This is a genomic window from Bacillus gaemokensis (assembly GCF_001590835.1).
Classification (GTDB): Bacteria; Bacillota; Bacilli; order Bacillales; family Bacillaceae_G; genus Bacillus_A; species Bacillus_A gaemokensis.
Genome location: NZ_LTAQ01000056.1, coordinates 32160 through 53088 on the forward strand (window position 1 = coordinate 32160; position 20929 = coordinate 53088).

Annotated in this window: 18 protein-coding genes; 13 read left to right on the forward strand and 5 right to left on the reverse strand. The window is 36.2% G+C overall.

Annotation, left to right across the window (positions count from 1 at the left end; genetic code table 11):
• The first annotated feature begins 87 nt into the window (after positions 1-87).
• A complete protein-coding gene (locus tag AZF08_RS23290; RefSeq protein WP_033677856.1) occupies positions 88-807 on the forward strand; it encodes a class I SAM-dependent methyltransferase in 720 nt (239 codons plus the stop codon).
• A 90-nt stretch (positions 808-897) separates the two neighbouring features.
• Here AZF08_RS23290 and AZF08_RS23295 read toward each other — a convergent pair whose 3' ends face one another.
• Positions 898-1281, reverse strand: coding sequence for a hypothetical protein (locus tag AZF08_RS23295; RefSeq protein ID WP_033677854.1), 384 nt, complete (start codon positions 1279-1281; stop codon positions 898-900).
• Between the two features lie 136 nt (positions 1282-1417).
• Between AZF08_RS23295 and AZF08_RS23300 the strand changes: the two genes are divergently transcribed.
• The 4 genes from AZF08_RS23300 (at position 1418) to AZF08_RS23315 (ending at position 8152) form a co-directional block, all read left to right on the forward strand.
• Complete coding sequence (locus AZF08_RS23300) at positions 1418-1753, forward strand: hypothetical protein (protein WP_033677853.1); 336 nt, start codon at positions 1418-1420, stop codon at positions 1751-1753.
• Between the two features lie 543 nt (positions 1754-2296).
• On the forward strand, positions 2297-4396 hold the full coding sequence (locus AZF08_RS23305; protein WP_033677851.1) for a vWA domain-containing protein: 2100 nt from the start codon (positions 2297-2299) through the stop codon (positions 4394-4396).
• Positions 4397-4572: 176 nt separating this feature from the next.
• Entirely contained in the window at positions 4573-7935 is a 3363-nt protein-coding gene (locus AZF08_RS23310; RefSeq protein WP_033677849.1) for a tubulin-like doman-containing protein, read from the forward strand.
• Positions 7936-7993: 58 nt separating this feature from the next.
• Complete coding sequence (locus tag AZF08_RS23315) at positions 7994-8152, forward strand: hypothetical protein (RefSeq protein WP_033677847.1); 159 nt, start codon at positions 7994-7996, stop codon at positions 8150-8152.
• A 16-nt stretch (positions 8153-8168) separates the two neighbouring features.
• Here AZF08_RS23315 and brnQ read toward each other — a convergent pair whose 3' ends face one another.
• Positions 8169-9515 (reverse strand): branched-chain amino acid transport system II carrier protein, encoded by a 1347-nt coding sequence (brnQ, locus tag AZF08_RS23320; RefSeq protein WP_033677846.1) that lies wholly within the window; start codon positions 9513-9515, stop codon positions 8169-8171.
• A 709-nt stretch (positions 9516-10224) separates the two neighbouring features.
• Between brnQ and AZF08_RS23325 the strand changes: the two genes are divergently transcribed.
• The 5 genes from AZF08_RS23325 to AZF08_RS23345 all read left to right on the forward strand — a co-directional run bounded on the left by AZF08_RS23325 (position 10225) and on the right by AZF08_RS23345 (position 15614).
• Positions 10225-11607: an APC family permease gene (locus AZF08_RS23325; protein WP_033677845.1), complete on the forward strand. Its 1383-nt coding sequence runs from the start codon at positions 10225-10227 to the stop codon at positions 11605-11607.
• A 149-nt stretch (positions 11608-11756) separates the two neighbouring features.
• Entirely contained in the window at positions 11757-12011 is a 255-nt protein-coding gene (locus AZF08_RS23330) for a DUF1294 domain-containing protein (RefSeq protein WP_033677844.1), read from the forward strand.
• A 195-nt stretch (positions 12012-12206) separates the two neighbouring features.
• Positions 12207-13148 (forward strand): EamA family transporter RarD, encoded by a 942-nt coding sequence (rarD, locus tag AZF08_RS23335; RefSeq protein WP_033677843.1) that lies wholly within the window; start codon positions 12207-12209, stop codon positions 13146-13148.
• Positions 13149-13226: 78 nt separating this feature from the next.
• Positions 13227-13652, forward strand: coding sequence for a divergent PAP2 family protein (locus AZF08_RS23340; protein ID WP_033677842.1), 426 nt, complete (start codon positions 13227-13229; stop codon positions 13650-13652).
• 102 nt (positions 13653-13754) lie between these two features.
• Positions 13755-15614 carry a terpene cyclase/mutase family protein gene (locus AZF08_RS23345; RefSeq protein ID WP_033677841.1) on the forward strand — a complete coding sequence of 620 codons (1860 nt, stop codon included), beginning with the start codon at positions 13755-13757 and terminating at the stop codon, positions 15612-15614.
• 80 nt (positions 15615-15694) lie between these two features.
• On the opposite strand, the gene AZF08_RS23350 is transcribed toward AZF08_RS23345, so the two are convergent.
• Complete coding sequence (locus AZF08_RS23350; protein WP_033677840.1) at positions 15695-15847, reverse strand: YfhD family protein; 153 nt, start codon at positions 15845-15847, stop codon at positions 15695-15697.
• Positions 15848-15979: 132 nt separating this feature from the next.
• Between AZF08_RS23350 and fabG the strand changes: the two genes are divergently transcribed.
• Positions 15980-16720 carry a 3-oxoacyl-ACP reductase FabG gene (gene fabG / locus AZF08_RS23355; RefSeq protein WP_033677839.1) on the forward strand — a complete coding sequence of 247 codons (741 nt, stop codon included), beginning with the start codon at positions 15980-15982 and terminating at the stop codon, positions 16718-16720.
• A gap of 70 nt (positions 16721-16790) precedes the next feature.
• On the opposite strand, the gene AZF08_RS23360 is transcribed toward fabG, so the two are convergent.
• Positions 16791-18275: an aldehyde dehydrogenase family protein gene (locus AZF08_RS23360; RefSeq protein WP_033677838.1), complete on the reverse strand. Its 1485-nt coding sequence runs from the start codon at positions 18273-18275 to the stop codon at positions 16791-16793.
• A 274-nt stretch (positions 18276-18549) separates the two neighbouring features.
• On the opposite strand from AZF08_RS23360, the gene AZF08_RS23365 reads away from it, so the two are divergent.
• Together AZF08_RS23365 and panF are read left to right on the forward strand one after the other, a co-directional pair.
• Entirely contained in the window at positions 18550-18828 is a 279-nt protein-coding gene (locus tag AZF08_RS23365; RefSeq protein WP_033677837.1) for a YhdT family protein, read from the forward strand.
• A gap of 3 nt (positions 18829-18831) precedes the next feature.
• Entirely contained in the window at positions 18832-20265 is a 1434-nt protein-coding gene (gene panF, locus AZF08_RS23370) for a sodium/pantothenate symporter (RefSeq protein WP_033677836.1), read from the forward strand.
• 80 nt (positions 20266-20345) lie between these two features.
• Here the strand turns inward: panF and AZF08_RS23375 are convergent, their stop codons facing one another.
• The gene (locus AZF08_RS23375) at positions 20346-20864 is read right to left on the reverse strand and encodes a DoxX family membrane protein (protein WP_033677835.1); all 519 of its coding nucleotides are present in this window, start codon (positions 20862-20864) and stop codon (positions 20346-20348) included.
• Between the last annotated feature and the right edge of the window lie 65 nt (positions 20865-20929).

The window sequence follows — 20929 nt, forward strand, 5'->3', positions numbered from 1 at the left end:
GAAGTTTTTATAGAAACTACCGTTTCTTTTGCACCGTTTTTTTAGTGTATGAATATAGGTAATATAGAAAAAATGAAGGAGAATCCTATGAAACGGAACGTATACCTTGATTTTTTAGCTTATTATGGAATTGGGAGTGCTCACCCTGGTGGATTTACGTTAACAAAACAGCTATTAGCTCAGCTGCCATTAAGAAATGGAGCAAATGTACTGGAGATAGGATGCGGAACAGGGCGGACAGCAGCTTATATGAAAAAGGAATTTGGTTGCAAAGTAACGGCAGTTGAAAATAATGAGATTATGATTCAAAAGGCAAAGGATAGGTGGCTATTTGAAAAATTAAACATCGAATTGATTCAAGGAAATGCAGAACAATTACCATTTTTAGATGAAGAATTTGAATTTGTACTTGGAGAATCTATACTTGCTTTTACAAATAAAGAACAGTCGATTCCAGAATGTTATCGTGTGTTACAAAAGAATGGAAAGCTTGTTGTAGTTGAAATGATAATTGAGAAACATATAACGAAGGAAGAAGAAGAGAAAATATTACAATTATATGGAATGCAGCAGTTATTAACAGAGGATGAATGGGTTCGCTTATTTCAAAAGGAAAGCTTCGAACGAATAACAATTGGCGGTGGTGGTACAATTGCCGAGACAATTACAGGACAAATGGAGCAGCCAGAATGGAATTTGTCACAGTATATTCCGCCCGAATTGTATGATGCATGGGTCCAACATGAACAAGTGTTGCATATGTACCAACATGTATTAGGGCACCGTATATTTATTTGTGAAAAGTAAAAGGGCAAATTTATGATTCGTTTGATTGGTGATATGTGGGTGTGTTGGTGAAAAGGAGTTGACTAAAAACATAGTCAGCTCCTTCATATATTAGATGAAGAATAATGCAGCTAAAGTAATTCCAAAGATAAAACCAAAGGCTAATCCATAGCCTCCGCCACCATATCCATAACCTCCAAAACCGCATCCACTACAGTTTCCGCATCCACCGCATCCGCCGCGACCTCCACCAAATCCAAATCCACAACGGTTACATTGACGTAGACCACCGCAAAAGTCACAGCCGCCATTTGCATATGCATCATAGTATCCAAAACCTGTATCAAAAGATGGACGGTGAATTGGCTCAATCCAAACCGAATCTTTTGTAACATCAGTTATTTTGCCTAAATGAATATAACCATTACGATCTTCAATTCGTACAACTTTACCAAAATAACGTCGGCAAGTATTATAACATTTTTGTCGATGCATGTTTCTCCTCCTTCCGTGTTACAGTAATACGATATGTTAACAGGACAAGTGCGGCTTGTACGATTGACCTTAGTTTCATAATTGTTAGGAGAAAGGGGAAATATATGTGGAAGATGAATAGCAAGGAGTGAACAATATGGAACCTACAGATCAATTTCAAACGTATGAAGTTTCTTGGGATGACTTTGCAGGTGCAATTCGTAGTGAAATGGAGAGGCAAGTGGGTACGGATATTATTGATCGGATTGTTTGTGATTTGAAGGATGGATTCGAGGTGTATACATATGTACAAGGGGATTTGGATTTTGAATATAAAGAGGCGTTTGAACGAAAATTTGGGAGTGATGGAGAAATTCCGAATTTGTTAACAGTCATTTTATTAGCAAGTATTTATCATACAAGTGAAGAGAATATTCGCTTGCATGCAAATAATAAGGACAATCCTATTGTTGAAGTGTATGTGAAAAGATAAGAACACGCTGTTATAGGCGTGTTTTTTATTTGTATGATATAAATTGAAGTACTTTGCTAATTAGGAAATATCAATCTTGATTATTGAGTAGTAATATTTTTATCCCGCCATTTGCGGACAGTAACACTCACACCTCAACATTCAGCGAAAGCAAAGAAGATAGATGAGAGATGAACTGTCCGTAAAAGTCTTCACTGTATATACAGACATTTCCTTTCATTTAAAATGCAAAAGTTGAACTGTTCAGTTAGAAGAGAAAATCAAACTTTTTCATGGGAATTTTCCGCACGAAATGTAGGGAGAGTCTGTTTTGTAATTTCTTTTCAAAGCAGGCTCGTTTATTTGAAAAATAAACACGATAAAACGTACTTTCAATTACAATTTACAAGGAGGTATAACTGGAAAACGAGGTATTATTTCAGCATCTTATTTACATAATCATATTATGATAATCTATATGTCCCAAAATACAAGTCATATATCTTGTTTCTTTTCATAAATTTAAACATAGGAATTTGTCTACAAAGGTGGCGAAGTCTCATCATGAAGATTCGAATCTGTGCCACATTCATTTTTTTTCTATTATTATGTTTAAATCCTTTTTTAACTTTTGCAAAAGGAGAGGAGGCAAAGGAAAGGGTCGTTTCACTTGTATATGATGATTCTGGTAGCATGAGGAATAACGATCGCTGGAAGTATGCCAATTATGCTTTGCAAAGTTTAGTTGCATTATTAGATGAAAAAGATAGATTTTCATATGTTCCAATGAGTCGTCCCACTGAAGCAAACAACGTCGCGTTAACAAATGAAAAAAGACAAACAGAAATTAATCAAATTGGGGCGTGGAAAAATTATTTGAACACTCCGTTTAGTGCTGTAGAAACGGCAATGCAATCTATTAAAAAGGAAGCAGACATAAATGGAAAACGTGAATTTTGGCTTATTGTATTAACGGACGGGGCATTTAATGAATTAGAAAAAGAAGCGAATGGTGGCAAAGAACAAATCACTCGAACGTTAGAGCAATTTAAAAAAGAAATGGAAGTAAAAAAAATTTCATTACATCCTGTATTGATAACAATGGAAGAAAATTTAGGACCGCAAGAAAAATTACAAATGAATATGTTTAAAGAAATTTGGAAGCAGGAAATAAATGGAGTAATCATGCCGTCGAGTGGGGAAGATGGAGTCATTCAAAGTGTCAATCAAGCGGCAGCATTAGTTGCGAATCGGGATCCATTTTCTGCTGTTGAACCTGTAGTGAAAACGAATATAACTGGTAACAAATTAGAGGTTACAACACCATTTCCATTAAAACGAATGACGCTAGTACAACAATCTTCTGATTCGTTTCAATATAAGTTTGAACAATTATCTAAGCCATTAATATTACAATCTTCTTTCTCAATCCATGCGCCAGGAGAATCGAAATTATATGGCGGTATAGCACATATCAGTGCTACGAACAATGAGGTCATTCAACCGGGGACATACAAAATAGAAATTGATAGAGATATTGAAAAGGAAGGCTTGAAAGTACTTGTTGAACCAGCACTTGATTATAGCGTTTCTATTTATGATAAAGCGGATAGAACGAAAAAGAATGTTGAGAAAATGTATGAGGGAACAAAAGCGGTTATTGAAGCGAAACCGACAGATTTACCAATCCAACCTTCTTATTTTCAAGCAGAAATAGAATTAGATGGTAGATTATATCCAATGAAATGGGATGAAAAAAAGCATGTATTTTACTATGAATTACAGGTTGGAAAACAAATAGTACGTGGAAAAGTCCATATGAACATAAAAGGGTTTTACAGGCAGACGAGGGAATTCCGGATTGGGACATTGCCAAAACCGAAATTAACCCTACAGGCCATTACGAAAGAATATGAAGAAAAGGTGACCAATTTAGAAAAGAGTAAGCCTTTTATTTTACAGCCATTACTTAATGGTGAACCGATGAAAGAAGCGGAAGTGAAAAAATTATTACAATCTACTGGTGTCACATCTCATCAATCAATCAACTATGAATTAGAGCAACATGACAATCAAATCTATGTGTATCCTCGTCCTTACTACTCCGATACATTCAATTTTACAGATACTGGCACCATAGAAGCTACCATCACTATAAAGGATTCAAAGTTGCAAGAAGTGAACAGAAAAATTTCATTTCATATTCAAAATGCGCCATTTTGGGAACGGTATGCGATAATTTTTCAGTTCGTAATCCCAGTTACTTTACTACTTCTATTAGTTGCGATTCTTGTTTTAGGATGGATTGTTCGTCCGAGATTTCATCGTAAAGCACTTTTATATTACGAATGGGATCAAGAAGTAGCGAAAGATTGGCTGTATCAATCTGAACCAGAACTCTTAAGAAACAAATGGTGGAAACATTATTTTGGTATTCCATTTCGAGCAGAACGAAAGACAGTACAATCTGTCACATTTATAGCGAAAAAAGGATCGAAATCTGTATTTGTAGCAAAGGAATCGCAAGTGATTGGTATGATTATTGATGGTATGTTTATTACAGAGGAAGAGGTTGGAAATGAGCATAAGACGTTATATCCGAATGAAATTTTACTGATTGATCGTGGGTATGGAAAAGAAATCTATCGATATGAATGTGAATAATAGAGGAGGTTCAAAAAGTCCGGTAAAGATAGCTGTCGCATTTCTACGCCTGCGTTGCCAGTCCGGTACTCATGTAGTGTAAGCTACACTCCGTATCCTCCTGGCTTCCGTGCCTTGAACTGCTCGGCTCTCTGTATCCTTCTTTTTGAACACTCACTAATAGGAAGGTGGTTCACATGACATTACAAGTTCCAACGATTTTAATTGGTTTAGGTGGAATTGGGAGTACTGTTACCCATCAAATATATGAGAAATTGCCGGAGGAACGGCGTAAAAAGGTGGCAATGCATGTCTTTGATACAGATGTGAATACGTTAAGTAAATTTGAGCATATTCGTAAGTTCAAGACACAAACTAGCTCTAGTAAAACGCCGCGAGAATATATTGCGGGGGATCCAACGATTCCAGAATGGTTTCCGATGGATCCTACTATTCTTGATAAACCGTTAACAGAAGGTGCTGGGCAATTACGTGTAATTTCACGTCTTGCTTTACGAGCGGCGATGAAAGAAGATAAATTAACTGCTTTTTGGCAAGAAATTGAAAAGATTTTTCCTGTCACAAGTGATCAAACCGAGTATGGTGTTCGTGTTATTATCGTTACATCGCTAGCTGGTGGTACTGGTTCGGGTATGTTCTTACAAATTGCATTGTACTTACGTGAGATGCTTCGAAAAAAATTACAACATCATAACATTTTAATACGTGGAGCATTTTTAATGCCCGATGTACTTGTAAAGACACGTACAGTGAGCGCTAAAGAGTTTGAAACTGTGCAAGCGAATGGTTATGCTTCTTTAAAAGAACTTCATGCCATTACACTTGGTTCTACAGGGGAGTTATCAAAGCGAGGCGGTGTAACGATTGAACTAGAGTACCGTCCCGATCAAGTTGATGAAGATGGACGAACGAATCATACAATTAAGCAGCATCATTTACCGTATAATTATTGCTTCTTATATGATTATGAAAATTTACATGGTCATCATTTGCACAATCTATCAGATTACATGGAACAAATGACAAACACGATTTATTTACAACTATTTAGTCCGATGTCCACGAGTCATTTTGCACAAGAAGATAATCAAATTCAACAACTAGCCGAATCGAGCGGGAAAGCACGTTACTGCGGTGCTGGGACGGCAAAGCTCATCTATCCATATGAGCATGTTTTAAAATATTGTGCTTTAAAATGGGCCGTGCAAGGTTTAGACGAATCATGGCTTCATTTAGATCAATTATTTCAAGAGAAAAAGCATCGCTATGAGCAAGATGTTCGCCGTGGGATGCAGCGTGAGAAACCAGAGCGTGGAAAAAGTTATTTAGAAGATTTAGAGCATCTTGCTACTCGTCCAGAGCAGGCCCATATTTTTTATAGACAAATGTATAATGAAACAAGAGAAGGTGCAGAGAGCGGGAAGGTTGGCGTTGCGAAATCAAAACTGTTTTTAGAAGCAGTTGAAAGTTACGTGCAGCGTACGGTACAAAAAGACGAAGAATTAAACAGGTTGCAGCATGAATGTAAAATATCTGCTGCAAAGCTCAAAATCATGGAGCAAATGAAGGGTGAAGTGGCGAGAGTAGACCATGCTGTCAGGTTGTATGCATATGCGATACCGAGCCGTGTGCATGAGCACGTAACGACACTTTTGTATGACATGATAGAATCAGACCGACATACACCTAGTGGGTCAGAGGGACAGTCATACCAATTAAATACATGGTTTTTAAAGAAAACAGATCCGGTTCATCCAGTTGCTGCTCGTTTTATGTTGTATGAAATTCGGAAGCAATTGGTAGAGAAAATGAATCGATTACATGAGAATAATGAGCAAAAGCGTAATTTAATTCAAAACTATGATAAGAAATTTAATGTAAGCAATATTGATGGTACAGTAACAGCGGTGCGACGCGTTGAGCTTGTGCAGCAACAAGGTTGGTTTGGCAAAATGTTTTACAATCAGCAGCGTATGTTCCGAAAAGAATTTGAAGATATCGTTACGCAATATGCACATAAGTTGAATGAATATCGTAAGGAAATGTTACTTGAACTCGTTTACCAATCATTATATCAAGCAGTAAATAAAATGATCCAACACTGGGAAAGGTTCTTTGATAATTTACAAGAGACACGTGAAAATTTACTGTTTGAAATTCAAAAGCGAAGCAAAGAATTTGAAGGAAAAACAAATCCGACAAATGTATATGTGTTAGCAGATGAACAGTTACAAGAAAAAATATGGCAAGATATGCAGCAGCATTTAAATCTAGGCATACTGCCAAAAGACATATCAGCAGAAATTTATATGAGTTTGTATGGAGAATATTGCCGGGACACACAAGCGGAAGAAAGTCAATCGAAAAAAGTAGAAGATTTTTATAGAGAACATATTTTGACGTATTGCTACGACGAACTTCAAGTCCGGTACCGTGATAAATTAGAACTCAATATTATTGAGGCGTTGCGAAAAGAAGCTGATTTTAAAAAGCGTGATCGTAATGAATATGTAAGAGAAAAAATTGAAGATTTGTTTCATTTAGCAAGCCCATTTATTCCAAAAGTGGCTCATCATCGTGAGTTGCAATACTGGGGTGTACATCCCTCATTGAAACAAGAATTACAAGAAGAACTCTTGCAAGAAATGTTCCAAGAAAAGGATACAGTGAATCAAGCATTTTCACCATTTGAAGTGATATGTTACCGGGCTCATTATGGGTTATCACTACAAGACTTTCCTAAGCTTTCATCAGGACATATTGCAAATGGATTTATGAATGATAAAGGTGATTATTTTCAATCTTATTATCGCCGCGTGAATAAATTAAATATCAAAAAATCTAATTTGACACCGCATTTAGATAAATATTGGCACTTACCAGCCTTTATGCCGGACTTAAATGCAACGCAAACGAAGTTAGATTATGATAAGTGTAATCGGGCCCTTTTATATGCATATATGTTCCGCTGGATAAGTCTTGTGGCGGTTGATGGCCAGTTTGTGTATCAATATAACGGTGTAGGTCGCAGCTTTTTAATTCAGTCAATGGGGAAAAATATTTCAAGTGAAAGCTATAAACTACACCGTGCCTTGCTTCATAATCCATTTATTTATGAAAATATTCTTTCTCGTTTTGAAGAAGAACAAGAAAAAGCTCTGCTCCAAGGGGGACATTTGTATACACAGGCCTTTGTGTTAGGGGCTCAAGATGTAAGGTGGCTTAGAAAAGAACACGTCCATAATATTTTAGATATCATTTTAATGTACGATCGTGAGGCAAAGTATGATCCGACGCTAGAAGAAACATCGGATGAATTATTACGACTATTTCTTGATGAAATTTTAGTTTATTTCCAAGACTATTATGGAACCGGTGCTGAAATGGTTGCGAAGAAAGAAGCAGAGATGTTTGTAAAACAATTATGGGACCGCTCATATGCGAAAGGTTATGTTGATCCAAATAGTGCACCTTATAAAAAATGGCAACATGTATTACATGTTCAAGATGAGGAACATGAAACAAAAACGAATGTGTAGCTTAAAGGTAGGGAACCCTTAAGTATAGAAATACTATTTTTGAAAAGAGGGGTTTCAGGTGCCATTTTTAGGAAGCGTGTATCAAATATTTGGATTGTATCCAGAGATTTACCATGCAATGATTTCAATGGAATTAAAGGAAGAAGAATTGCATAATGATTATTTGGAAAAGGGTAATAAAGAAATGGAACTGGAAGATAAAAAACCATGCAGATGAAAATCTGCATGGTTTTTTAATGATTCGTTTTCGGGGTACTAGTAATGAATTTCATTCGAAATACATAAATGAGATAACCGATACACCCTCCAACAATTGCAGGACAGACCCAACCTAAACCTGCATCATATAAAGGAAGGAGTTTTGAAAAAGTAGCATTGATTACTTGAATCGGCATATTTGCGGCATTTAGTCCATCAAACAAACTAACGACAAAAGTTAGGAGTAAGCTCCATTGATATACCTCTGTTCTACCTTTAAAGAGAGGATGCAAAAATGTTAGAACAATTAGCATAATTGCTAGTGGATATATCGCTGTAAGCACTGGTACAGAAATCGCAATTAATTCTGTTAGGCCAAGATTTGCGATAAACGCGCTAAAAATAGATAGAACAATAGCGAATGTTTTGTAAGGAATTATAGGAAATATCTTGTGGAAATAGGAAGAGCATGATGTTACAAGTCCAACGCTTGTTGTTAAACATGCAACAGTAATCATTAATCCTAACAATAAATTTCCTAAAGAACTAAAATAATAATTGGCTACTTTCGCTAAGACTTCTCCTCCATTTGTTAAATGCCCTAATTTAGATACGCTAGCGGCTCCCATATAAGAAAGTGAGGAATAGACAATCGTTAATACAATTGCTGCAATACCAGCAGCCTTCGCACAAACACTCACTATTTCTTTTTTATTATAAGTACCTTTCTCTTTTATAGCATTGATAATAATAATGCCGAATACAAAAGATGCTAGTGTATCCATTGTTAAATATCCTTCTTGAAAACCTTTGACAAAAGAATTACTTATAAATTCTTTTGTAGGTGCTTGAATAGGACCGATTGGTTGGATAAAAGCTGCAACTACTAAAATTCCGACGAATGTAAGTTTGATGGGTGTTAAAAGTTTGCCAACAACATCTACAATTTTTGTTGGATTAAACGAAAACAAACATGTAATGCCGAAAAAAATGATTGTAAAGATAAGTAAAGCAATTGTTTCTGTTCCCTCTGATAAAAATGGTTTTACACCTATCTCAAATGAAATACTTCCAGCTCTAGGGAGTGCGAAAAGTGGTCCAATTGCTAAATAAAGAACAAATGTATAGACAGCACTAAACCAGGGGTGAACACGGTTTGCTAGTGATTGTAAATCATCGCTGTCAGAAATGCCAAATGCTAGAACACCTAACAACGGAAGGCCGACTCCTGTAATTAAAAAACCAACAGTAGCACTCCATACATTATATCCAGCTGCTTGTCCTAACATAGCTGGGAAAATTAAGTTTCCAGCTCCAAAGAAAAGTGCAAACAACATAAGTCCAATAACAAGAACACGAGAAAAGGGTACTTTATTTGCCAAGTTTAAACCTCCAGTAGAAATAATTCTTAAAAATACCATAATGCCGAACGGAAAATTCTGAATTTTAAAATTGTTATACGCGCAACGTTTTTTATTATACTAATAGGGATTTTATATAGCAACAAAAAAATATTTTTTTTGAATAAATAAGAAAATTATGTTTTATGATTGGGAACTTGTATCAATACGAATAATATATTTAATATAAAATCAAACGGTTTTGGTATGTATTCTACAAAAAGATTTAATTTATTGAATGGCTGAGCAGGTATGTATTTTATAGAAATATATGCATAAAAATTAATATTAAAAAAGTAAATCGGACAATAATACTGATAACAACTGGTGTTTGATAATTTTTTGTTTGTGAAATAATCCTTTTTGTTACATGATTATCCATTGGTAGATAAGAGATTTTATTATTGACAATAGAATTAATTATATGATAAATTCAATCGAGATTCTCATTGATGCATCATTTGGAATAGTATTCCATATGTAAGTTTTATTATAATTTTAGTGTTTTGATTTTTCTGTATATTCTCAAAAAATCCGAGTGATAAAGTGAAATTTATAGTTATTGTAAAATAATAAATATTGATGTTTTTATCATGTGGAATTATAGTGTCTTTGCTATAAGAAACAATCTCTCGAAAGTAATAGAGGTTGTATTTAGTGAGGGATTAAATTGAAAATGAGGTTTCTGCTAATGAGTCTACTAATTAAAAAAGCAATAAATCAAGAAAAGAAACGAGTATTAAATCAAACGTTAGGGGCGTTCGATTTAACTCTTTTAGGAATTGGAGCAATTATTGGGACTGGTATTTTTGTATTAACAGGTATTGTAGCAGCAAAACATGCTGGACCTGCAATTGTTTTATCTTTTATATTGGCTGCAATTGTTTGTGCATGTGTAGCATTTTGTTATGCTGAATTTGCTTCTACTGTTCCGGTATCCGGTAGTGTATATTCTTATACTTATATTACATTGGGAGAAATTTTTGCTTTCATAGTTGGTTGGTGTGTAATGCTAGAGTATTTATTAGCAACCTCTGCAGTAGCAGCTGGATGGTCCGCTTATTTTCAATCATTACTTTTAGGATTTCATATTAAAGTTCCTACTCTTTTTGCCTCGGCACCAGGTATGGGGAAAGGTGGAATCATTGATTTACCTGCCGTTTTTATTATTTTAGTTGTGACATTCTTATTAAGTCGTGGTGCAAAAGAAAGTGCTCGTATCAACAATGTAATGGTAATTATTAAACTTGCTGTTATTATAGGGTTTATTATTGTAGGTGGACAGTATGTAAAACCAGAGAATTGGCAACCGTTTCTTCCATTTGGATTTCATGGTGTTATTGGAGGAGCGGCTACAGTGTTTTTTGCCTTTTTAGGTTTTGATGCAGTTGCTACGGCAGCTGAAGAAGTTAAGCGCCCGCAACGAAATGTTCCTATTGGTCTCCTTGTATCTTTATGTATTTGTACAGTTCTTTATATTGGTGTTTCATTTGTTTTAACAGGAATGGTACCATTTACTGAATTGAATGTAGCTGATCCAGTTGCATATGCATTGCGTGTTGTAGGGGAGGATAAAATTGCTGGTTTGTTATCAGTAGGAGCTATTGCTGGTTTAACTACAGTTCTTTTAGTAGCAATGTTTGCTTTTATACGGGTATCTTATTCAATGAGTCGTGATGGATTACTTCCAAAAAAGCTTTCAAGTGTGCATAAACGTTTTCAAACGCCGTTCTTTAATACATGGATTACAGGAATTCTCGCAGCATTACTAGCAGGGCTTATAGACTTAAATTTATTAGCGAATTTAGTAAATATGGGAACGATAACAGCTTTTATATTTGTATCTATTGCGGTCATTGTATTGCGGAAAACAAAACCGAAAATTGCAAGACCGTTTCGTGCACCACTCGTCCCCTTTTTACCTATAGTGTCAATAATAAGTTGTATATATCTAGCTTGTAATCTTTCTCAAGTAACTTTAATCAGTTTTATGATTTGGGTTATAGTAGGGATTTTCGTGTATTTTGTATATTCTAAAAAACATAGTAATGTAAGAAAAGGAAATGGCGCATAGATAATTAAAATACAGTTGTAGGCTGAAAAAGAGAGTTTGTTTACAAGCGATTTTTTCCAGCTTACAACTATTTTTATTTGTACATGAATGAAAGTACGATTATTGTAGAAAGGATAAGAATGAAACAGAAAGGAATGTGAGAATTAATAATGTTGGTAAAATGTATGTATATATTGTGTATGAGTGTTATTGCTTTTTCAATGATGGGACTTGATAAACGTAAAGCGGTTAAAAAACAATGGCGTACTCCAGAACGTACATTGTTTTTAGTATCAGCGGCTGGAGGAGCGGTAGGGGCCTGGATTGGAATGTATGTTTTTCACCATAAAACACATAAAAATAAATTTACAATTGGTATACCGCTCCTTGTTGCTGTAACTTCATATGTTTTATGGCTGATTTAGTTTAATATAATTAGTTTTACAAATAAGCTTTCTACGAGGAATATTAAAAGAAATTTAGCTGTTTTCTGCAATGGTTTAAAGCAGGTATTATTGAAAATGGAATTATATTGTCGAAAAAGATAGGGAGGTAACATTTGTAAATTTTTAAAGGTACATCTTATAATGAAGAAAAAAGAGAAGAGGAGAAAAGGGAAGATGGAGAGTCAAAAAGCACTGCAAAAGAAAGGGATTTTATATGCAACTGGTGCTTATATGATGTGGGGAGTTCTTCCGATTTATTGGAAATGGGTCGAAGAAGTGTCTGCAGAAGAAATATTAGCACACCGCATTGTTTGGGCTTTTGTTTTTATGCTACTGATTTTAGGAATATCAAAGAGATTGGGACAATTTTTTGGTGAGCTTGTGAGCCTTTTTAAACGTCCTAAATTATTCATCTCATTAACAATCGCGTCTGTTTTAATTAGTGGCAATTGGTTTGTATACATATGGGCTGTGAACCATAACCATATCATTGAAGCGAGTCTTGGTTATTATATTAATCCTCTTGTAAGTATTTTACTTGGTACAGTGGTTTTGAAGGAAAAACTTAACTTTTGGCAATATGTTGCGGTTGGTCTAGCTGGGATAGGAGTTATCATTTTAACATTTCGTTATGGTTCGATTCCTTGGATTGCACTTTCGCTCGCATTTACATTTGGAATATATGGCTTAACAAAAAAATTATTAAATTATGATGCAATGATAGGACTTACGATGGAAACAATGATTGTTACTCCTCTTGCAGTTATTTACTTGTTTATGATTGGAGAACATGGTTTTGGATCATTCGGTTCTATTCCTGTTACTTCAACGTTACTTTTAATGGGCGCAGGTATTATTACTGCATTGCCGCTTTTCTACTTTGCGAAAGGGGCACAGCTTATTCCTCTGTATATGATTGGTTTCTTACAATATATTGCACCGACTATTAACCTTATTTTAGGTATATTTGTTTTCCATGAACATTTTACATCGGCTCATATGACAGCATTTGTCTTTATTTGGATTGCGCTATTTGTATTTTCAATGGCGAAAACAAAGTTTTTACTAAAGAAGCAACCGAAATTTCTTAAAAATAAATCAGCAAAAGTATCATAATGCGTAGTATTTTCTACGCATTTTTCTTTATACTTATAGTATGGAATTTCCATTACAGTCAAGTAGGGAGCTGGAAATATGGAAACAATTTTACATAATGATCCACTTATGGCGGCTGTGCTCGCTTGGTTTTTAGCACAATTAACAAAAGTTATTTTTAAATTAATAAAGACAAGAGAATTTGATTTTGCGCAGTTCTTTGCTTCCGGTGGAATGCCAAGTTCTCATTCTTCAACGGTTACTGCATTGGCCACAGGAGTTGGTATGGTGGAAGGGGTAACGAGTGCAGTATTTGCAGTAGCAGCTATCTTTGCCATTATTGTCATGTATGATGCTTCAGGGGTAAGACTTGCAGTAAGTAAACAAGCAAAAATTTTAAATGATTTTTTTCATGGTAGGCAAACGGAATATAAGAAATTAAATGAACTTGTCGGACATACACCGTATCAAGTTGTTGTCGGAGCTATTTTAGGTATTGTCATTGGAATAGGTTATTGTTTGTAAGCAGAATGTTTATTTTTACATGTTCTGCTTTTATTTGTTTCATACATAATTGGTTGCCAAACGGAATATCGTATACGGATTTAGAAAGGGTGGGTGAAGAAGGTGTTATTATATGAAAAAGTGCGTGAGGAAGTCGAACGGAAAATTACAGCACTTCGAACGATGCAACAGCAAGACGGAACATGGCGATTTTGTTTTGAAGGTTCACCATTAACAGATTGCCATATGATTTTTTTACTCAGGTTATTAGGCCAAGATAAAGAGATAGAACCGTTTGTGGTAAGACTAGCATCTCTTCAAACAAACGAAGGAACCTGGAAGTTATACGAAGATGAACCTGTTGGTAACTTGTCAACGACAATTCATGCATACGCCGCTTTACTTGCTTCTAGAAAGTATACAAAAGAAGATATAAATATGAAGAGAACTGCAGCGTTTATTCGTGAGCGGGGAGGGATTGTACGGGCTCACTTTATGACGAAGTTTTTATTAGCGCTTCATGGAGAATATGAATATCCCTCGTTGTTTCACTTTCCAACTCCAATTCTATTTTTACCTGAAGACTCTCCCCTCAGTATATTTGAGCTAAGTAGTTCTGCACGTATTCACTTGATTCCGATGATGATTTGTATGAATAAACGATTTACTGTATCAAAAAAAATACTTCCTAATTTAGATCATATTACAGGAGGAAGTAAGACGCAGTGGTTTCGTGAAGAACGTTCTCCAATATTTCAAACATTGATTGGGGATGTGAAAAAATTTTTAGCTTATCCGTTGTCCTTGCATCATAAAGGATATAAAGAAGCAGAGCGTTTTATGGTCGAGCGAATTGATAAAAACGGCACATTATACAGTTATGCTAGTGCTACATTTTATATGATTTATGCATTACTCGCCTTAGGGCATACGGTTCAGTCTCCAGTTATCAATAGAGCAGTGGCAGGATTGAAATCTTATATATGGAATATGGAACTTGGAAGCCATTTGCAAAATTCACCATCTACCGTATGGGATACAGCTTTGCTGAGCTATTCACTACAAGAAGCGAATGTATCTCAAGATAATCATATAATTCAAAAAGCAACAGAATATTTGCTACAAAAGCAACAACATGAGAAAAAAGATTGGAGTGCACATGCCCCGTTACTTGATGCTGGAGGCTGGGGGTTTTCAGAGATTAATACGACAATTCCTGATATTGATGATACAACAGCTGTACTTAGAGCACTAGCACGAAGTACGAAAGGAAATCAGAAAGTAGAAGAAGCTTGGAAAAAAGGTATTGAATGGGTGAAAGGATTACAAAATATTGATGGAGGTTGGGCGGCTTTTGAAAGAGGCGTAACAAGCAAATTTTTAACTCATTTACCTCTTGATAACTCAGGGGACATGACTACTGATCCGTCTACATCAGACATTACGGGTAGAGTTTTAGAGTTTTTTGGAACGTATGCTCCAGATGAATTAACAAATGATCAAAAAAATCGAGCAATTAGATGGTTAGTACATGCACAGGAGAAGAATGGGGCGTGGTATGGAAAGTGGGGGGTGTGTTACATATATGGTACTTGGGCGGCACTCACAGGTTTACGTGCATTAGGAGTCCCTTCTACTGACATTGCTTTACAAAAGGCAGTTGCATGGTTAGAGAGTACGCAGCACCGTGATGGAGGTTGGGGTGAGTCTTGCCGAAGTAGTATAGAAAAAAGGTTTGTTTCGTTACCTTTTAGTACACCATCGCAAACAGCGTGGGCGCTTGATGCGTTAATTGCTTTTTATGATTCAGAAACACCAGCCATTCGAAAAGGAATTTCTTATTTACTTGCGCATTCTACTGAGCATCAAGAATATCCTACAGGTACAGGGTTACCAGATGGGTTTTATATTCGTTATCATAGTTATCATCACTTATACCCGCTACTTACTTTTGCGCATTATATAAAGAAATATAGAAAATAAACCGAGAAAATTTCTCGGTTTATTTGTATGGGTAGTAGGTAGGGCCCAATTGCAAAAGGAATAAGAGGCTAGGGAGTATCTTATTCCTTTTCTGTTGACTGACGTTTTTGACGTGCATCGGCGGCATCTGCACGTGCGTTTGCTTCTAAGTCATTATGGTCAGCGAGTTCACGAGAGAACTCTACATCGATGCCATCAGAAGCTTGTTTTTTTCCTAATTGCTTTTTGTTCATTCGACACAATCTCCTTGTGCTTATGATGTGTTGCAACCTTAGTTTGACACAAATAGACTTTTTCATACAAAAAGGATTTGGAAAGGGAAAAGCCGAAATATACAGTATAAGCGATAGAAATGGGGGAGAGAAATGGACTTTTTACATGGGAAAACAGCTGTTGTAACAGGAGCTGCACAAGGGATAGGAAAAGAAATTGCTTGTACGTTTGCAAAGCTCGGGGCAAAGGTGCTAATTAGTGATGTGAATGAAGAGAGGTTACGAGAAACAACAAATGAATTTTTAGAACAAGGATATGAAGTGAGTTTATATGCTTGTGATGTAAGTAACCAAAACGAAGCGAAATCATTAATTGAATATGCTGTTCAAACATTTGGGGAATTACATATTTTAGTTAATAATGCTGGGATTACAAGGGATGCAATGTTACACAAAATGGAGAAAGCAGCCTGGGAACAAGTATTGCAGGTGAATTTAACGGGTGTATTTTATTGTATGCAACCAGCCCTTCTTTATATGAGGCAACAACAATTTGGACGTATCATTAATATTTCTTCAATTAGTAGGGAAGGGAATATTGGGCAAGCGAATTATGCTGCAACGAAAGCTGGTGTCATTGGATTAACAAAAACGGCAGCAAAAGAAGTAGGAGGGTTTGGTATTACTTGTAATGCCATTTGTCCAGGTTTTATGGATACAAATATGACGAAGTCAATACCAGATAAAGTGAAAGAGAAGATGATTGGTGCAATTCCAGCTGGCCGAATTGGAACGCCACAAGATATCGCAAATACAGCAGCCTTTTTAGCTTCAGAGTATGCTTCATATATTACAGGCGAGGTATTAAATGTGAGTGGTGGATTACAAGTTTGATGCAGGGAAAGTGCGAGTGCCATTTTTAAAATGAGAAAAGAGCCTGACTTCATTAGTCAGGCTCTTTCAGCTAGTTCAGGTTTACCCAAACACTCTTCACTTCAGTATAGTTGTTTAATGCATAGGATCCCATTTCACGGCCAAGGCCAGATTGCTTAAAGCCCCCGAATGGAGATGCTGCATCAAATACGTTATAACAGTTTACCCAAACTGTACCTGCACGAACTTTGCTTGCAATGTAGTGTGCGTTTTTGACATTTTCTGTCCATACACCCGCAGCTAAGCCAAATGAAGATTTATTTGCGCGTTCAATTACCTCATCAATATCATTAAACGGTAGTGCAGAGATGACAGGACCAAAAATTTCTTCTTTCGCGATTGTCATTTCATCATTTACGTCTGCGAATACAGTTGGAGAAACGAAATATCCTTGTTCGTATGGTTTGTTTCCACCAACAAGTACTTCTGCACCTTCTTCAATTCCTTTTTCGATGTATCCCATAACTCGTTTTTGTTGTTCTTCGGAAACAAGAGGCCCAATGGTAGTTTGAGGATCAAGTCCTGCACCTTGTGTTAATTTTTTGGAATATAGGACAAGGTCGGCCATAACATTATCATACATTTTCTTAGGAATAAATAAGCGTGATCCTGCGCAGCATACTTGCCCCTGGTTAAACATAACACCAGAAAGGGCTGCTGGAATCGCTCGAGATAAATCAGCATCTGGTAAGATAATGTTCGGTGATTTTCCACCAAGTTCTAATGTAACTCGTTTCAATGTTTCAGATGCTTGTCGCATAATTTGTTTACCGACAGGAGTGGAACCTGTGAATGCGATTTTATCAACGAGAGGATGATTAACAAGAGCTTGTCCAGCTGTTTCACCGAATCCTGGTACGATGTTGACAACGCCTTTTGGGAATCCAGCTTCTTCAAATAATTCAGCTAAGTATAGAGCGGAAAGAGGTGTTTGCTCTGCTGGTTTCAGTACAATTGTACAGCCAGTTGCAAGTGCAGCTCCCATCTTCCACATAGCCATAAGAAGCGGGAAATTCCATGGAATAATTTGTCCAACAACACCAACTGCTTCATGGCGCGTATAGTTAAAATATTCACCGGAGACTGGGATTGTTTGACCGACAATTTTTGTAGCCCAGCCAGCGTAATAACGCATATGCTCAATGGCAAGCGGAATATCTGCTGTCTGCGTTTCACGGATTGGCTTTCCGTTGTCTAATGTTTCAAGCTGTGCTAATTCTTCTTTATGTTCTTCCATTAAATCTGCAAGCTTGTACATGAGGCGGCTTCGTTCTGCGCCACTCATACGTGACCAAGGACCTTCGTCGAAAGCTTGTCTTGCTGCGACTACTGCTTTATGAATATCTTCGCGACCAGCTTCGGAAACGATAGCAAGTGTTTCACCAGTTGCTGGGTTAGGAGTTTTAAATGTCTTACCGGAAGCGCTTTCGACGAAAGCTCCATTCACATATAATTTTTTTGTTCCTTGTAGAAATTTCTCTACCTTTTCATGAAGATTTACAGCTAGTTGACTCATTGTATAACCCCCTTGAAAATATAATGTAAACGCAGTACGAGACGGCGTTTATTCCTGTAATAGGGTTGTAAAAGAAACTAGGTGAAAGGCCTCTAATTTAAATCATAAATAACATAGACTGAAAATTCAAATTTCATTTATGTTACAATTGTAAAAAATATGTAATAAAGAATGGATTCCTCATGCTTGCAAAAATTCCTGCACACTTATCTTTTATAGTAGGAAAAACTAGAAAAACAATGGTACAATTATACATCGTGAGAGGAGGGATAAAATGAAGGATCATCATAATGATTCGCGTTTTCGAATTGCCCATAGAGAAGCGTTAATAGGTCTGGGACTCGCTATTATTAATTTTATAATCTGGTATGGATTTGCTTATGGGCTAGGTAGTAAGAATCCGAATGAATATACATATGTATTAGGTTTTCCTGCGTGGTTTTTTTATAGTTGTATAGTCGGGTTTATTGTAATGGTCATGCTTCTTATTTTAGTTGTACGTTTTGTATTTCAAGATATTTCACTCGATGAGGAAGAAAAAAGTGAGGAATGATAGATGAACTGGTATGTACTAATTCCAATGGTAATTTCTTTTATCATTGTATTTTTAATCGGTGTATATGCATCAAGGCGTGTACAAAAAACGGCTCATAATAAGTTTTTACAAGAGTATTTTCTTGGGGGACGCGAGCTAGGTGGGTTACTTTTAGCTATGACGATGATTGCTACGTACGGTAGTGCAAGTAGCTTTATCGGAGGTCCTGGTATTGCATATAATATGGGGCTTGGTTGGGTACTGCTGTCAGCGATTCAAGTTGTAACGGGTTATATCGTTTTGACAGTCCTTGGTAAAAAGTTTGCAATTATTGCAAGAAAGATGGAGGCTATTACACTTATTGATTATTTAAAAGGAAGATATAATCATAAAGCGGTAGTCATTCTTTCAGCATTATGCATTATTATATTTTTATTTTCCGCAACAGTTGCACAGTGGGTTGGTGGCGGAAGGTTAATTGAATCGTTAACAGGGCTTTCGTATACAACGTCTTTATTTCTTTTTACATTTTCTGTACTCGTATACGTTTTAATTGGTGGATTCCGTGCGGTTGCTTTATCTGACACATTACTTGGTATGATTATGCTAGTGGGTACAACAATTATTCTAATTGCTACGGTAATAGCAGGTGGCGGAATTGAAAAGATCATGCATGAACTTATCCAAATCAATCCAAATTTAATTACGCCGTTTGGAGCGGATGGTAGTTTAACGAAAACGTATGTCACGTCATTTTGGATTCTAATTGGTGTAGGGGTTGTTGGGTTACCACAAATTAGTGTGCGTGCGATGTCTTATAAAAATTCAAAGGCAATGCATCAAGCTCTAATCATTGGAACGATTGTTGTTGGTACAATTATGATTGGTATGCATTTAACAGGTGTATTTGCTCGCGTAGTACTTCCGGGTATAACTGTACCTGATAAAGTCATGCCGCTTCTGGCGATGGAAGTATTACCACCTTGGCTTGCAGGAATCTTTTTGGCTGCACCAATGGCAGCAATTATGTCAACGGTAAACTCACTATTACTACTTGTAAGTTCTTCAATTATTAAAGACATATATGTGAACTACGTGAATGAAAATGCTACAGATACAGTTGTGAAAAAAGGAAGCTTATGGATTACTGGTATCGTTGGTTTAGTTGTATACGTAGCAGCTATTAACCCACCGGATTTCTTAATTTGGTTGAATTTATTTTCTTTTGGTGGCTTAGAAGCTGCTTTTATTTGGCCAATTGTTTTAGGGTTATATTGGAAAAGAGGGAATGCAGTTGGTGCACTTGCATCTATTCTTGTAGGAGTAGGTTCCTACATGACGTTCCATCTATGTTTCCCAAATCCATTTGGTATACATACGGTCGTCTTTCCGATTTGCTTCGCGTTTATTGCTTATATAATTGGTAGTGTATTGACTGAGAAAAAAGAATTATAAAAGGAAGTATAAAAAAACGTAGCTCTTCGACAGGTGAGAAGAGCTACGTTTTTTATTGTTAGAATAAGGTTTATGTTATTTCATGAGACAAATTTCTTGGCAGAATAAGTTGGATAATGATTGTCGTGATTTCTGCGGGGGAATTTTTTGAAAACAATTCCGTCTAGACCAATGCGTCCGGCATTAGATCCAGCTACTAAAATAAGAATGGATAATAGCATCATATTTGGGTTTGTACTCACTGTCCCACTTAATAAAAAAGCAGTATTCATGATAACACCGAAAAATGTAGCGGTTTTTGTAAGACCTCCTAGAAGGAGTCCGAGTCCAACTAAAATTTCTCCCCATTGTACGAGAAAGCTAAATAAATCGGCATATGGCAAAGCAAACCTTTGTAAGAAATCAGCCCACCAGCCTTGAACGGCAGGGTGATCACCGCTTGCTTTTACAATTGCGCCTTTTAAAAATCCACTTGCTTCAAATGATTGACCGAAAAGTTTCCCAAGGCCGGCAGATAACCATGTATATCCTAAATATAAGCGTAGAGGTAATAGAATAAATAATGCTTTTTTATCATTACGTAAAAAATCAATAAACATAATAAATCCCTCCGTTACATAATAAAATGTATTTACAAGTTTATTATGTATTTTTGTGAATCGAA

Excerpts from the sequence above, each read along its gene's own strand:
- AZF08_RS23290 (WP_033677856.1), top strand. The coding sequence starts at position 88 with ATGAAACGGAACGTATACCTTGATTTTTTAGCTTATTATGGAATTGGG.
- AZF08_RS23295 (WP_033677854.1), bottom strand. The coding sequence starts at position 1,281 with ATGCATCGACAAAAATGTTATAATACTTGCCGACGTTATTTTGGTAAA.
- AZF08_RS23300 (WP_033677853.1), top strand. The coding sequence starts at position 1,418 with ATGGAACCTACAGATCAATTTCAAACGTATGAAGTTTCTTGGGATGAC.
- AZF08_RS23305 (WP_033677851.1), top strand. The coding sequence starts at position 2,297 with ATGAAGATTCGAATCTGTGCCACATTCATTTTTTTTCTATTATTATGT.
- AZF08_RS23310 (WP_033677849.1), top strand. The coding sequence starts at position 4,573 with ATGACATTACAAGTTCCAACGATTTTAATTGGTTTAGGTGGAATTGGG.
- AZF08_RS23325 (WP_033677845.1), top strand. The coding sequence starts at position 10,225 with ATGAGTCTACTAATTAAAAAAGCAATAAATCAAGAAAAGAAACGAGTA.
- AZF08_RS23330 (WP_033677844.1), top strand. The coding sequence starts at position 11,757 with ATGTTGGTAAAATGTATGTATATATTGTGTATGAGTGTTATTGCTTTT.
- rarD (WP_033677843.1), top strand. The coding sequence starts at position 12,207 with ATGGAGAGTCAAAAAGCACTGCAAAAGAAAGGGATTTTATATGCAACT.
- AZF08_RS23340 (WP_033677842.1), top strand. The coding sequence starts at position 13,227 with ATGGAAACAATTTTACATAATGATCCACTTATGGCGGCTGTGCTCGCT.
- AZF08_RS23350 (WP_033677840.1), bottom strand. The coding sequence starts at position 15,847 with ATGAACAAAAAGCAATTAGGAAAAAAACAAGCTTCTGATGGCATCGAT.
- fabG (WP_033677839.1), top strand. The coding sequence starts at position 15,980 with ATGGACTTTTTACATGGGAAAACAGCTGTTGTAACAGGAGCTGCACAA.
- AZF08_RS23360 (WP_033677838.1), bottom strand. The coding sequence starts at position 18,275 with ATGAGTCAACTAGCTGTAAATCTTCATGAAAAGGTAGAGAAATTTCTA.
- AZF08_RS23365 (WP_033677837.1), top strand. The coding sequence starts at position 18,550 with ATGAAGGATCATCATAATGATTCGCGTTTTCGAATTGCCCATAGAGAA.
- panF (WP_033677836.1), top strand. The coding sequence starts at position 18,832 with ATGAACTGGTATGTACTAATTCCAATGGTAATTTCTTTTATCATTGTA.
- AZF08_RS23375 (WP_033677835.1), bottom strand. The coding sequence starts at position 20,864 with ATGTTTATTGATTTTTTACGTAATGATAAAAAAGCATTATTTATTCTA.